Genomic DNA, 13,875 nt, shown 5'->3' with positions numbered 1-13,875 from the left:
CTCCGGGTCCGAGACCGTGACATGTGATCATGAAATTTTTCGCAGCAGTGGGCGAACCACCTCGACCTCGCACAGTTTGTCGGGATTGCGCACGGCGTACAGGCCGGTGATCAGGTCACCGGACACCTCGATCATGAGGATGGAATCGAGCGATCCATCGGCGGCGCGGCACAGCAGTGCGGGCAGCGCATTGAACCGGCCGAGCTCGAAAGTCATGTCCGCCATGGGACCTCGCGCCAAAGCGATGAGGTACTTGGCGACCGGTTCGGGGCCCAGGATCGGGCGGCCCGCCACGGTGACCTTGCCGCCACCGTCGGAGATCGACACCACATCCGGGGCGAGCACATCCATCAGCGTCTGCACTTCGCCGGTGCGCGCGGCCAGCGCGAAGCGAGCGATCACCGCGCGGCTGGTATCGGAATCGGGTTCGAAGCGCTTACGCCGCGCCCGCACATGCTCGCGGGCGCGATGCGCGATCTGCCGCACGGTGGCATCGGATTTGCCTACCATGCCCGCGATTTCGACCAGGGAATGCCCGAACACCTCGGACAGTACGAAGACCGCGCGCTCGGTGGGGCCGAGGGTTTCCAGCACCAGCAGCATGGCCATCGACACCGATTCCGCGAGCAGGATGTCGTGGCTGGCGTCATTCTCGGTGCGAATCGGCTCGGGCAGCCAATTGCCCACGTACTCCTCGCGCCGACGGCGCAAGGCACGCAGTCGATTCAGGGCCTGGCGCGTCACCACCTGGGTCAGGTACGCCCGCGGATGTTCCACCGCGTCGGCGGCGCGCCAGCGAATGTAGCTGTCCTGCACCACATCCTCGGCGTCAGCCGCACTGCCCAGGATCTCGTACGCGATCGTGAACAGCAGCGGCCGCAATTCGTCGAATACCCCCAATTCGCCCACCGCTCCAACCTAACGCCAGTTACGGCAGACAGCGACGTGAGACATGGGGTGAGAGGACAAGAGACCCAAGAACAAGAGACCGAAGAACAAAAGACAAAGACGCCCGGACAAGAAGAGAACAAGAACAAAGATCAAGAACAGAGCCAAAGACAAGACCAACAACAAGAACCAAAACACTTGGGCGGCTTGGTTCTTGGGTCTTGGGAGGTGACCACGGCCGGTCACCCCGTCGGGTGCGTGAGGTGTGGGCCTGGGTTGCGGGAGAGCAAGTCGGGTACGGCAGGCGACGTGCCCAGCACTGCTTTCTTGTCTGGACTGCGGGAGGGCTGGAACGCAGGCGTGCACCCCTCGGTAGGTGCGGAGCGCCCTTTTGGATGCGGACGTGCCTGTAGCACCGACTGGAGAGATGCGGACATGCCTGTAGCACCGGCAGGAGGGTTCCTGACGGTGAATACAGGTGGTGGTGGAACCTATTGCCGGTCTGGGCACGCCGGGCGAGGCAACACCCAGGGTCGCTGACGCATCCGGGTCGGGACGCACGCCCGGGCCGGGCGGGAAGGCAGTGGCGGGGCCGCCGGGGCGGTGGCCATCAACTCGTCCGGGTGATGCATGTGATTCACCTTCGGTGTCCGAGTCGGATCGATGTGCGCGGGTGCGATCCACGCTGTCCGCCCGGCGAACTTCGAGCCTTTACCGAGTTTGATGGTGGTCCACCCGGTCGGGGTGTCATTCACCAATGCGTGGCAGTGATCGCACGCCAGGGTCAGGTTTTCGATATCGGTCAGGCCACCCTTGACGAACTCGGTGACGTGATGGACCGCCGCCATGCTCGCCGGGGCGGTGCAGCCCGGGCGGGTGCAGCCCCGTTCGGTGGCGATCAACGCCATCCGCTGGGCCGGGTTCGCCAACCGAGCCTTACCGATATGCAGCGGCATGTCCTCGCCGTCGGTGACGACCGAGAAGATCTTGCTCTTGCGGGCAGCCATTTCCAACGCGACCGCGATCGGCACCGTCCCACCGGTGGCCGTGGTCGCCACTCCGGCGGCGCGTTCCACGTCGACGATGGACATGGTCAGGATCGTGGTGACCGGCAGTCCGCGGTGTGAGCCGAGGTGTGCGGGGTGGAAGTCAGGGTGCAGGAGCGCGAACAGGGCGTCGTGCTGACGTTGCACGGTGGTGCGGGTATCGCGTGCGGCAGCGGCCTTCACGACCTCCGGATCGAGCTTGTCATCCACCACGAACGGGCTTTCGGGATCGGCCGGGTTGCACAGACCCGGACGTGCGAGCTTGGCCAGCACCGCATCCATCGCCGCCCGCGCTTCGGGGGTCAACACCACGGTCATGGTGGACATCAAGTCGAAGCCCTGGGGGCTCAGCCGCATGCTGCGCATACGAGCACGGTCTGCATCATCGGTCAGGGTGCCATCGGGGTCGAAATGGCCCAGGATGCGGTCGCCGATCTTGGGGAGCTGGTTGGGGTTCAACGCACGGGCATGCCGCGCGAGATGCTCTTCAGCCAGGGCTCGATCCTCGGCAGTGACCTTGTTGGGGAGCCGGTCCATGACCTGCCGAATGACGCGCACGTGGTCGAGGCCGATCGCGCCTTCCTCTTGCGCCAGTGCGGTATTGGGAAGCACCGGAGCAGGGGTGGAGATGTCGTTGTTGTCTCCCACACGCGGCCAGATCGCAGCCTGCTCGGCGCAGTGCCAGCGGTTCAACGCGTCCCCATGCGAAATCCGCAGGGTGTCTTGCAGAAACAGTGCCACCGAGCCTGCTCCGGCGCGCTTGGGCAGTGACCGGGAGCAGGTCTGCACGACCAGGTCGAGTTTGAGCGCGTCGAGTTTGCGGGTGGCGGTTTCGATCTGCTGCATCAATTCGACAATGTCGTTGTCCGACAAAGGAATAAGCGGCTGGGAGGTAAGGGTGTCGATCGCAGCGGAGAGTGCGTGTGCACTGTCCGTGATTGCGATTTTCTCCCCTGACTTCATGCCTCTATTCTACTCCCGAAGAACAGACCTCGAAAGTCGAATTCCATTGTGATACAAAGCTATTCAGACAATCTCCTATTCACATTCGCGTGTCTGCTGAATCCCCAATCACTGATGCACTGAGCGGGACCGCAGGTGATCACATGTCCAACCAACGGTTCGGTGACTCGGGGCTCTCAAGGACTTCGGACCGACGAGCGAGCCGCAGTGCGACCTTATCGAAATAGGCTCTGGCGGCACATGTCTCGATATCACAGGATTGGTGAGCCCGTTGACCACGTTGGGCGACCTCCAGGTTCATGACCGGGTAGTCCGGGGGTTGATGGCCGAGTTCCATGGCGGCTGCGCCTTTCTTCAGACACTCCGCACCGTTCGGTGGCGGGCTATCGGGTGATCGATGGGGCGGGGGATGTAGAGGTGACCGCCGCCAGACAGGGCCAGGCGGTACGAGTGGGGCTCCTGTGGGTCGCGGTCACGGTGGAAGCCCCAGCAGGACCAGGCGATGACGGTGCTACACAGGGCGAGGATCGACAGGAGAGCCCATGCGTCCCAAGACATTACGACCTCCATATAGGGAAATGACGATGCGGGCCATGACCTTTCACGCACCTAAGATTGAGCCAATTGGGGCTGCCAGTGAGGAAATTCCCGATAGCCTTGTGGAAATCCCCTGAGGGGTATTCCCATACGGGGCATCCCGAGTAGTGAGGCTAAGAAATGGCCGGATCATCACTGCCCCGCCGAGCGGCGGGACGCGTTCTGCGGGACTACCGCCTTCGGGCGGGCAAAGGCCAATTGGTGGCCGGGCTGCACATCGAGCTGTCACCGCAGAGCATTGGCCGCATGGAAGATGGTCGAAAGATCAAAATATCGACGTCTCAAATTCGGGACCTACTGGATTTCTACGGGGTCGAGCACCCGAGCAAAGAGCGCGATGAGCTGCTGGCGTTGTGGGAAGAGGTCAAGCTGCAGGACCAGGCCGCCAAGTCGCAAGGTACGACGAAGGGCTGGTGGCGGTCCTACAGCGATCAATTCGCCTCACACTTCGATCACTATCTGAACCTGGAGTCGGCCGCCAATAAACTTACGACGCACCAGCTTTCACTGATCCCCGGACTATTGCAGACTTCGGAGTACCGCCGGGCGCTGATATCCGCCGCCGATCCTCAGCTGTCCGCGGTCGATGTGGAGCGGCGACTCGAACTGGCCGCCCGCAGACGGCTGGTACTCGACAAGGAAAGCTTTCGCCTCAAAACCTTACTGTCCGAGTCCGTTCTGCGACAGCAACCCGGTGCGCCCACGATCATGGACGCACAATTGCGGCACCTCAACGCCGTCGCCGAGCGCGACAACGTCACCATTCGAGTCGTGCCGTTCAGCGCACCGGCACCCATCGGACTGGTGGTTCGTTCATTCGCCCTGCTCGAATTCCCGCCACTGGCAAGCAGATTGGTCGAACCTCCGGTCGTATACGTGGACGGGTACGAAGGTGCGCTCTACCTGGAACAAAGCGAGGTGATCGACCGTCATCGGCGAGCGATCGTCGAACTGGAGCAGGTAGCGTTGAGCGAAGACGCCACCCGAGATCTGGTGTGGAGTATCGCGAAGGAGCACACAGCGTGAATATCGATCTATCCCAAGCGAAGTGGTTCAAGTCCAGCAAATCGCCGAACGCCTCCGAATGCGTGGAAGTCGCGTTCATCGATAGTCATGTGGGCGTGCGGGATTCGAAGGATGCGAGTGGCCCGGCGCTGGTCTTCTCCGGCGAGCAGTGGGATCGATTCCTGAGCAGCGGGGTGTGGCGGCGCTGAAGCACGAGGCCGCCGGTCCCGGAACGGCGGCGAACCCGTGCCTACTTGGCGGGCTCCAGTTTCACCGCGTCCGCCGGGATCGACGGGATCGATTGCACCGTAGCGGTTTTGGAGGTGGGGTCGGGCAGGGTCAAGCGCCAGTCCTCGGCTGACCACTGGACGGTTTGGCGGGTGGCGGCGATGCTGGCGTCGGGATAGGTGGTGTAGATGGTCACTTCGGTGCGGAGGGGGTCGTAGGCGGGGATCTTGTAGCCGGAGATGCGGGGGGCCACGGCCGGGTTGGCGGGGGCGGTGATGGAGATCTGGGCTCGGGACAGGACCCAGGAGTCCTTGGCGGGGCCGGGCATCAGGGATTGGGAGGCGATTTCGGGCCAGGCGGCGTCGGGGGCCAGGGATAGGCGCACCGACAGGTTGACCGCGGCGAGGGCCGCGCCCTGGGGGGTGTGCGAGTAGCCCGCGGCGGTGGTGGAGAGTTTGGTGGGGCCGTCGTGCGCGCCGATGGGGAGTTGGATGCCCTGGAAGGCCTCCCAGTGGACGTCGGCGGGGGCGCGGGCCGGATCGGGCGGGGCGATATTGGTGGTCGTCACACCGCCGCCGCCGAGGCCGCCGCAGGCGGTGAGGACACACGCTGCGGCGAGCGGTAGCGCGAAGTGTGCTGGGCGTGCGCGCATGGGAATTCCTTCCGGGAACCGGCGGGCGCGATGAGAAATATTGTGGCGCACGGTTCTTGCGATGAACGCGAGTGATCTTACGATGTGGAATCGGATGGGGCAGAAGTATTCGTTCCGACTAATCCGTATCAGGTTGTGAGGGGAACGGTTACGGGTAAGATCGACCCGGAAACATGATCATCGCACACCGGTGGGGTTCAGTCATGGGTCAACTGCGGTGGATTGAGCCGGAGGCGCGAATAGTGCTGGTCGGCAGGGGGTTTCAGGCGGGTTCAACCGTCGTCGGCCGTTCGGGTAAGGGGAATGGGTAATGAATTCCAAACGAACTTCACTCGCATTATCGGTTTTACCGATAATGCTGGTCGCCGGGCAGGGGGTCGCCGCGGCCGCGCCGGGACAACCGGGGCTCGCGGTACCGGGTGAAGGACAGCCGGGGCTGAGCACCACGCCCCAGTCACCGCCCGCGGCCACCGCACCCAGTCCTGCGGACTGGATTCCGGATCCGCCCATCGCGCCGCCCAACCGGCCGCGGCCGCAACAGCAGACGCAGCCGGACGTGAATACGCTGGTCAAGCCGAAACCCCAGGCCACACAGCCGGATACGGTGGAGCCGGAGGCTGTGCAGCCGCAGACTCCGAATCAGGAAGTCATGCCGACCGATCCGCACAAGCTGCGGGTTGGGACAAGCACGGTCCAACTGCCCGACTACATCGATACCAAGTCGCGTGACAAAGCTCAGGCGTACCTGGACATGGCCGAGTGGCAAGTCGCCGCAGTGTATGACGGCTTGGGTTTCCCTCGCGATCAGTCGGACCGAATGGCCGCAGGTAGCATCTCCGGAAGCGTTGTTGGTGCTGGCATCGGGATGGTCAGCACCGGCCTCTTCGTTGTCGGCGGGTGCGGTGTCGGTGGCGTGATCGGTGGCATCGCGGGTGCTGTAATTGGCGGCGTTCCCACCGGCGGTGTCGGCGCTCCTATCGGTGCCGGAATCGGTGGTTCGGTCGGGTGTTTGGTCGGAGCGCTGGGCGCTGGCCTTCCGGGGATGGTTGTTGGAGCTGTGCTTGGTGCGGTAGGCGGTGGAGTCCTCGGAGGGCTCACGGGTGGCACGCCCGACACCAGGCCCGCTGATCCCCCAGCCCTGATCGATCAGCCTTTCGTAGCACCGGTTTCCGCCCCTGTAGCGCCCGTGACTCCGATCGTTCCCGCCGTGGCCCCGATCCCCGCGGCTCAGCCCGTCTACGACGCCGTGGCCCCCGTGGCACAGCAGGTCGAGACCGTGGTGAATCAGGTCGGCACCCAGGTCGCGCAAACCGTCGACCAGGTGACCCAAACCGTGGAAACCACGGTCGATTCCCTGCGTTCCGCCGTCGCCCAGATGCCACCGCTGACTCCCGAATCCTTCCTGGCGGGACTAGCGCCCGCGCCGGGTGCCTGAACGAGAAAGCCTGGGTGACGCCGTGATCGAACAGGACGACCGCACGGCGCCGCGACCACCGATACCCGCGTTACCGCCGACGGCCCCGACTCCGCGCTCCGCGCAGTCGGGGGCTCCCGCCTGGGCGCAGTGGCTCGATGACTCAGCCACCGCGCCCGGCGACTCGAATACCCATGTACGCGTACCGCTCGCCGAGGACGGTGAGCTGTACGACGACGATCCGATGGCCCCGCTCATGGAGGCCGCGCGCGAGCGCGCGCTCCAGACCCGCCGCCGCCGTCAGCTGCGCAATCGGCTGATCGCGGCGGGAGCCGGAGCCGTCGTACTGCTGCTGGTCGCGGTGGGCGCGTGGGTGACGCTCACCCCGAGCGGCACCCCCACCGCCGCACCGACCTCGGAACCCGCTGCCGCCCCGGCCAATCCACCCGCCCCGGCGCCGTGGTGCCAGACCAGCAGCACCGCCGATCGGGTGAGCGGTTCCAGCACAGGTGATCTCGATACCGGCCCGGGCGTCATCCTGCACCTGGAATACGCCTGGTACGTGCTGCGCGATGCGGCCGTGGTGCGCAGCATGCTCACCCCGGACGCGATGGCCGCACCGGAACAGGCCACCCGCGATGCCATTTCGGCCGTCCCGGCCGGAACCCAGCACTGCGTCGCCATTGCCCGGCTCACCGCCGACAACTGGGATGTCACCGTCAACGAACTCCGCCCGGACGGCACGCAATCGTCCTGGCAGCAGGTCTTCACCACCGTCAACCGGGAGGGCCACGTACTGATCAGCTCGATCCGGTCCTCCGGCGGGTGACGATATGGTCGATGTCCACGATCTGATCCGCCGCGCCACCGAAGCCGAGGACGAGCCCGCGCCGCGCACCCCGGTCGGTTCCCCCACCGACCCGGTGCCGCTGCGCGGCGGACAGGGCCGCCTGATGCGGGCCGCCGTGCCCTCGGTGCTGGTGCTGGGCGGCTCCGGATCATCCGGATCATCGACCACCGCACTGGGATTGGCCGCCGCGGCCGCCGTCGACTCCGAGGGCGAGATCTGGCCGGTGGCGGTGGACGCCACGCTCGGCGGCGGCGATATCGGCCTGCGCGGCTGCGATACCGCACAGCCGGTGAGCACGTTGCAGACCTGGCTGGTGTCCGCGCATCCCGAATTGCCGTCCAGCGTCGGCGCGTGCGCGGGACAGACCAGCACCGGCGTGCGAGTGCTCACCCGCAGTCCGGACGCACTGCCGCGCCGGGAATCACTCGTCTCGGTGGCCCGGCATCTCGAAACCGCCGGACTGCTGGCCGTTTTCGACGCGGGCGCACCGGTGACCAGCCGCCTGGCCGCTCCCCTGCTCGCCGATCCCCGGGTCGGGCTGGTCATCACCGTGGCCGCGCGACCCGATGCCATCAACCGGCTACAACCCGCACTGAGCTGGCTGGACGAGAACTTCAGCGAATTCGTCGTCGGCGACGCGGTCATCGTGCTGACCGAGCAGACACCCGGCACCGGGGTCGGCATCCTCGCGCATGTGCGCGCACACCTGGGCGAATGGGTGCGCGCGGTGCAGTTGGTGCCCTTCGATATTCACCTCGCCAGCGGCAGCCTCATCTCCTGGCATCGCATGGCCGCCGAAACCCGCGACGCGTACCTGGCACTGCTGGGAGCGCTGCGATGACCGCGCTCAGTGTGCCCCCGGTGCCCATGTGGCAACGCGCGGTCCCGAATCGGCCCGCCCGGCCGCCACTGCTGTGGCTGGTCGGCGTGCACGGCGGCGCGGGCGTGAGCAGTCTCGCCGCCAGCATGAGCTGGGCCGGGGATGCCGGCCAGCGCTGGCCCGCGCGCATCGGCCTTGCCGCGGATATGGATTCACCGCTGGTGGTGCTGGTCGCGCGCACCCATATGCGCGGGATGAACATGCTGCATCGCGCGCTGGTCGCGCATGAACAGCACGCCACCCCGGCGGGTAGCGAAGTCGTCGGCATGATCACCGTCGCCGATTCCGCACGCCCACTGCCCAATCCGGTCGAGGAACGCCGCCGCGATGTCGAGGACCTGGCCTATGAGCTCGGCGCGCAGGTCTGGCGACTGGGCTGGCTGGAACAGTGGCGCGCCCTGGAACCCCATGAGATGGCGGCGTGGAATCCGTCCGTATCCAGCTCACCGCTGGATGACGGCGATCCCACCCGCACACCGCCACAACCGGTTCGGCATCTCGCCGAACTGATCCTCACCACGGCCCGCGCGGCCGGGGCGCGGATCACCGCGAGCGCGCAACCCGGCGCTCGGAACCCGAGTCCATGAACTGAACGAGGTGCGGGCGTGGTCCGGAAACTGCTGCTCATCATTACCACCGCGGGGCTTTTCACCGCGGTGACCATAGGCGGGGCCGGTGCGGGCCCGCCCGATACCAGCCTGCCCATCGACACCTGCCCGGCGCTGTTCGCGCTCGGCGTGCAGGGCACCGGGGAATCCTCACCCGATGCCGCGGTGACCACCGATACCGGCATGCTGTCCACGGTGTTCCGGCCGATGATGTCCGAGGCCGCCGATGCCGGATTGGTCGATCGCGCGTACGTGCCGTACGAGTCGTCGTTCGGCGGGGTGATCGCCGCCGACAAGACCACTTACTCACAATCGGTTTCCAACGGTCTCGATCGATTGCGGTCCATGGCCAAGCAGGTGGCCGACCGATGCGCCAACACCAGGCTCGCGATTGCTGGGTATTCGCAGGGCGCGAACGTGGCCTCGCTGTTCGCGCAGGAGATCGCGGCGGGCAAGGGCGTGGTCCCGGCCGATAAGATCGCGGCGGTCGCGCTGTTCGGCGATCCGACGCGCACCGCGGGCGCGGCCATGTTCCCCGGCAAGCCCGGACAGAAGGAACCCGATCCCGCGCCCGGCACCAGCGGCACCGAGGTCGCGAAACTGCCGCCGCCACCGCAATCGGATCAACCGCCCGCCGGATCCGGTATGGGCACCGCCGCCAAACTCGGCACCAATGTGAGCACCATCAGCACGGGCGGAACCACCGGCGGCGGGGTCAACTTCGGCAGTCTGAGCGGACGAGTGGCCAGCTTCTGCGCGGACGGCGATCTCGCCTGTGACGCACCGGATAACGCGCCGCTGCTGCGCGCGGTGGCCAATATCGCGGGGCAGGTGGAGATTTCGGGCGGCGATCCGATCGCCTCGCTCAAATCCATTGCCGAGGCGCTGGCCTACACCTCGATCAAGACGTTCACCAATGTGGTGAACAACGACATCTCCGGGAACTCGATCACCGATCTGTCGATTCAGCCGCAGAAATCGCTGTCGCAGCGGGTGGCCGATGCCGCCGATCCCAATACCGCGCTGAATCTGCCGGGCGCGATTCAGGCGCTGGTCAAGGTCGGCACCATTGCCTTCAATTCCGTTGTGGCCGTCGTGAAGAATGTGCTCACCGGCACCAATATCGCCGAAATAGCGGCCGCCGGATTGGCGAATCCCATTGCGGGACTTGCCGTTCTCGGCGCGAAACTGGTCGGGGCGGTGGCGGATCTGGTGCCGCCCACCACCATCAGCAAACTGACCAGTCAGGCATTCTCGGCGCTGGTGCAGAATGTCACCGACAATAAGGATCTGCTCAACGTCACCACCTGGGTGCGGTATTGGAACACCGCCGCCAAACACGATTACACCCATGCGCAGGGCGGCGGATTCGGCAACAGCCCAACGCAATTCGTGGGCACCTGGTTCGCGGCGCTGGCACATGACCTGTCTTCGGTGAGCACGCCGGGGGCGACGCCCAAGGGCGGCAGTGACAAGCCCAGCGGCGGATTCGATTTCGCGCCGTCCAGCACCGTCACCACCAGTGCCGTGCCCGGCGGTCAATTCCCGCTCGGCATAGGCGATTCCAACGGAGGCGGCAGCAGTGCGCCCAGCACCTCGGGAGCACCGCTGATCGCGATCGCGCCCACCACCGCGACCGCGCCCACCAGTGGCGCACCGCTCATCCCGGACCTGCAACCACAGGGGACGCGATGACCACACAGGAGCGGCGCGAACCGCAGCATCCGGACGCGGACCAGGAGTACACCGGCAACTGGTCGGATTGGATTGCGCCGGAACCGAAACCGGTCGCGGCGCGGCACAGCGAACCCGAGTACTACGACGACGATGACGACTACTACGACGATGACGATGACTACGAGCCCGGACTGCGGCCGCATCTCGGAGCCCGGCATCGGCGTGCGACACCGCTGCGCTCGAAACCACAGCGGGGGCCCTATCCCGCCTGGGCCGTACCGCTGCTCGGGGTGCTCGCGGTGCTGGCGGTGGTCGCCGCCGTCGCGGTGCAGCTCGCCAAGATGAGCCCCGCCGACAACAGCGGGCCCATGCCGACGGTCGCCGCTCCCCCGGCGACATCGGTCTCGCCCAGCTCGGCCGCTCCGGCGGTGAACACCGATCCGGCGCTGTGCCCGAACGAGATGAGCGGCACCAGCATCCGGGGCAATGGACCGGGCAGCACCCGCACCGGGACGGACGCCATCCTGGCGCTGCAGAATCGGTACTACGTCGAACGCAACGGTGCGCGGGTGCGGGAGATGTTCGCACCCGATGCCACCCCGCCGCCGGTCGCCGATATCCAAGCGGGGATCGACAGCATTCCGGTGGGGACCACCTACTGCGTGCAGATCATGCCCGGACCGTTCGCCGGGCAGCACATCATGGTGGTGAGCGAATCGCATCCGGACAAGTCGAGCAAGGTGTGGCCGCCGCAACTGGTGCTCACCGCCGTCAGCGGGGATCGCACCCTGGTGGCCTCCATCGTGCCGTTGCAGGGTGATGCCACTCCGCCGCAAAGCCAGACACAGCCACCGCAGAACCAGACGGTGCCGCCGCAGAACCAACCCGCGCCGCGCTGAACACCCGTTTTGGTGTTCGGCGCATCGTCGGCTAATGTCTTCTCTCGCACGCCGGAGGAGCCGCAAGGCCCCGAGGGACGCGCAAGCGGATGTAGCGCAGCTGGTAGCGCATCACCTTGCCAAGGTGAGGGTCGCGAGTTCGAATCTCGTCATCCGCTCAACGGACCCAGGGTCCAATGCCTTCAGGGCCGCAGGTCGAACTGCGTTTCCGCCCGAATCCAACGCTCGCGAGACCAGCGGTGCGGTGCTCGCCGGGCATCAAGTCCCGGACTTCGCAAGACTTTCGAGTTCAGTCCCCTGAACACTCGGAATCCGCTCTGGTGCAAAGCATCTCACAAACATTCCCGGGCATGTCGGGCCATTTTGGAATATCGTGAGCGGGGTGACCCCCATGCTCAGCGCCTTCCACGACACTGTGCTTCATCTCAGCGACAGCTCCGCGCTTCACTTCAGCGACAGCACCGTGCTCGCGCAGATCAGCAACCCGACCCCCGAGACACCGCCGGTGGCCGACAAACTGATGAAGCTGGTGCGCTACTTCACCTGGTTCGTGCTGTTGTCCGGCGTCATGGGAATCACCTACGCCGGTGGCCGCTTCGCCTGGGAGAAGTGGTCCGGCGGCGGCCTGGCCTCGCCGAAGATGGTGGCCGGCGCGATGATCGGCGGCATCATCGCCACCAGCGCCGGAACCATCATGAACGCGGCCATCGGCTGAATGAACTCGGCCATCGGCTGAATGAACGCAGCCATCGGCTGATTCGAGCGGCCGACCTCCCGCAACCTGTCGGCCCCCGCCACTAAGCTCGTCGAACAGACTGGCGAAACGGCAGGGGCCACTGTGACGAGTACTGAGCGCGAGGCAGCAGCCTCCGGGAGCGGGAAGACTGTCTCCGGGAGCGGAACGGCTGCCTCCGGGCGCACCGCGGACACCCCCGGGCGCACCGCGAACGCGGCCGGGCGTGATCCGCGCGTACCCGCGCGCGATGCAGCCGCCACCGGGCACGACGCCTTCGGCCTGGAGGATATCGACGAGGTGCTGGCCGCCATGGTCGGCGAACAGGCGGCCGAACGCCCGCGCGACGGCCTGCTCATCACCTGTCGTCTCGGCCTGGACGGCGAACCACCGGAAACCCTGACCCTGCTGGGCGCGCGCTTCGGCGTCTCACGCGATCGCGCGCGCCAGCTCTACACCCGCGCCATCGGCACCATGGTGCGCGCCGCCCAACTGAGCGGTGAACACGATCTGAGCGTCTTCGCCGACCGCTACCCCGTCGGCTGGAGCGATGAGCGCCTGGTGCGCACCCTGCTCGCCGAAATCTATGCCACCGACAGCGATATCGCGGGCCAGGATCGCGCGTATCTGCATCTGCGCCTGGCGGGGCATGATCTGCAGGAGTCGAAACGCCTGGCGGGCTTCGTCTTCCAGCGCATCGCGGGCTGGCAGCAGAAGGGCCGCTGGCACCTGATGCCGCCCGAACACCTGGAAGAGGTTCCAGCGGACGCCTGGAACCCTTGGCTGCACCGGGTGGAGTGGGCGGCGGGCGATCCGCGGGAACTGCCCGACGCGCCCGCCCGCACCCTCGACCTCGGCGATGACGGGCGCGGATTCATGTACTCCGAAAAGCTCGCCCGCGAAACGACTTTCGACACCGGCCTGCAAGCCCGGCTGTTGCGCCTGCTGGACGGCAGCGAACGCGTCGAGAGCTTCCAGGAGTATCCCGCCGAGATCGTCTACGACATCGACGGCGGCGAACGCGTGCACTATCCAGCCGCCGTGGCCCGCTTCACCGACGGGCGCGTGGTGCTGATGGATGTGATCCCGCTGGCACACACCGCATTCCATGTGAATCGGGTGAAATCCACCGCGGGCCGCGCCCACGCGCACGCGCGGGGCTGGGGCTGGCTGGTCTGGACCGGCGCGGAGGAGGGCGTCACCGATCTGCTCGCCCGCAAGGTGAGCGCCCGGCACGAGAACCTGCTGCGCAATCGGCTCGCCGCCGGACCGCTCGACTGGACCGCGCTGCGCCGCTACCGCGCCGACACCGGTATCGAACCGCTGGATCTGGCCGCCATGGTGCTGCGCAACCAATGGCGTTGGGACCGTGGGCCGTTCCGGCTCACCCGAACCTAGCCCGCGCACAGTATTTCTTGTTGCCTCGGCACGAACA

The 13,875-nt window shown here is 66.3% G+C and carries 13 protein-coding genes and 1 tRNA gene; 11 read left to right on the top strand and 3 right to left on the bottom strand.

What is annotated here, in order from left to right:
* Positions 1 to 27 precede the first annotated feature (27 nt).
* Both AB0L82_RS06290 and AB0L82_RS06285 read right to left on the bottom strand, forming a co-directional pair.
* On the bottom strand, positions 28 to 909 hold the full coding sequence (locus AB0L82_RS06290; protein WP_364631825.1) for an RNA polymerase sigma-70 factor: 882 nt from the start codon (positions 907 to 909) through the stop codon (positions 28 to 30).
* A gap of 470 nt (positions 910 to 1,379) precedes the next feature.
* Complete coding sequence (locus AB0L82_RS06285; RefSeq protein ID WP_364631822.1) at positions 1,380 to 2,780, bottom strand: DUF222 domain-containing protein; 1,401 nt, start codon at positions 2,778 to 2,780, stop codon at positions 1,380 to 1,382.
* An 834-nt stretch (positions 2,781 to 3,614) separates the two neighbouring features.
* On the opposite strand from AB0L82_RS06285, the gene AB0L82_RS06280 reads away from it, so the two are divergent.
* Together AB0L82_RS06280 and AB0L82_RS06275 are read left to right on the top strand one after the other, a co-directional pair.
* Positions 3,615 to 4,520 (top strand): helix-turn-helix transcriptional regulator, encoded by a 906-nt coding sequence (locus tag AB0L82_RS06280; RefSeq protein ID WP_364631819.1) that lies wholly within the window; start codon positions 3,615 to 3,617, stop codon positions 4,518 to 4,520.
* Positions 4,517 to 4,708 (top strand): DUF397 domain-containing protein, encoded by a 192-nt coding sequence (locus AB0L82_RS06275; RefSeq protein ID WP_364631816.1) that lies wholly within the window; start codon positions 4,517 to 4,519, stop codon positions 4,706 to 4,708. The genes AB0L82_RS06280 and AB0L82_RS06275 overlap by 4 nt, the downstream gene beginning before the upstream one ends.
* A gap of 41 nt (positions 4,709 to 4,749) precedes the next feature.
* Here AB0L82_RS06275 and AB0L82_RS06270 read toward each other — a convergent pair whose 3' ends face one another.
* Positions 4,750 to 5,379: a hypothetical protein gene (locus AB0L82_RS06270; RefSeq protein WP_364631814.1), complete on the bottom strand. Its 630-nt coding sequence runs from the start codon at positions 5,377 to 5,379 to the stop codon at positions 4,750 to 4,752.
* 1,207 nt (positions 5,380 to 6,586) lie between these two features.
* On the opposite strand from AB0L82_RS06270, the gene AB0L82_RS06265 reads away from it, so the two are divergent.
* The 9 genes from AB0L82_RS06265 to AB0L82_RS06225 all read left to right on the top strand — a co-directional run bounded on the left by AB0L82_RS06265 (position 6,587) and on the right by AB0L82_RS06225 (position 13,838).
* The gene (locus AB0L82_RS06265) at positions 6,587 to 6,814 is read left to right on the top strand and encodes a hypothetical protein (RefSeq protein WP_364631811.1); all 228 of its coding nucleotides are present in this window, start codon (positions 6,587 to 6,589) and stop codon (positions 6,812 to 6,814) included.
* Between the two features lie 22 nt (positions 6,815 to 6,836).
* Positions 6,837 to 7,622 (top strand): hypothetical protein, encoded by a 786-nt coding sequence (locus tag AB0L82_RS06260; protein ID WP_364631808.1) that lies wholly within the window; start codon positions 6,837 to 6,839, stop codon positions 7,620 to 7,622.
* A 4-nt stretch (positions 7,623 to 7,626) separates the two neighbouring features.
* Positions 7,627 to 8,484 carry a hypothetical protein gene (locus AB0L82_RS06255; protein WP_364631805.1) on the top strand — a complete coding sequence of 286 codons (858 nt, stop codon included), beginning with the start codon at positions 7,627 to 7,629 and terminating at the stop codon, positions 8,482 to 8,484.
* Positions 8,481 to 9,110 (top strand): hypothetical protein, encoded by a 630-nt coding sequence (locus AB0L82_RS06250; RefSeq protein WP_364631802.1) that lies wholly within the window; start codon positions 8,481 to 8,483, stop codon positions 9,108 to 9,110. The genes AB0L82_RS06255 and AB0L82_RS06250 overlap by 4 nt, the downstream gene beginning before the upstream one ends.
* 18 nt (positions 9,111 to 9,128) lie before the next feature.
* Positions 9,129 to 10,826, top strand: a complete 1,698-nt coding sequence (locus AB0L82_RS06245) for a cutinase family protein (RefSeq protein WP_364631799.1) — start codon at positions 9,129 to 9,131, stop codon at positions 10,824 to 10,826.
* Positions 10,823 to 11,707 (top strand): hypothetical protein, encoded by an 885-nt coding sequence (locus tag AB0L82_RS06240; protein ID WP_364631797.1) that lies wholly within the window; start codon positions 10,823 to 10,825, stop codon positions 11,705 to 11,707. Before AB0L82_RS06245 ends, AB0L82_RS06240 begins: the two co-directional genes overlap by 4 nt.
* An 85-nt stretch (positions 11,708 to 11,792) precedes the next feature.
* A tRNA-Gly gene (locus AB0L82_RS06235) sits at positions 11,793 to 11,865 on the top strand.
* Positions 11,866 to 12,098: 233 nt separating this feature from the next.
* The gene (locus AB0L82_RS06230) at positions 12,099 to 12,422 is read left to right on the top strand and encodes a hypothetical protein (protein ID WP_364632820.1); all 324 of its coding nucleotides are present in this window, start codon (positions 12,099 to 12,101) and stop codon (positions 12,420 to 12,422) included.
* Positions 12,423 to 12,545: 123 nt separating this feature from the next.
* Positions 12,546 to 13,838, top strand: a complete 1,293-nt coding sequence (locus AB0L82_RS06225) for a hypothetical protein (protein ID WP_364631795.1) — start codon at positions 12,546 to 12,548, stop codon at positions 13,836 to 13,838.
* Positions 13,839 to 13,875: the final 37 nt, after the last annotated feature.

Source organism: Nocardia sp. NPDC052001, assembly GCF_040680615.1.
Lineage (GTDB): Bacteria > Actinomycetota > Actinomycetes > Mycobacteriales > Mycobacteriaceae > Nocardia.
This window is presented reverse-complemented; position numbering and strand designations above follow the sequence as displayed.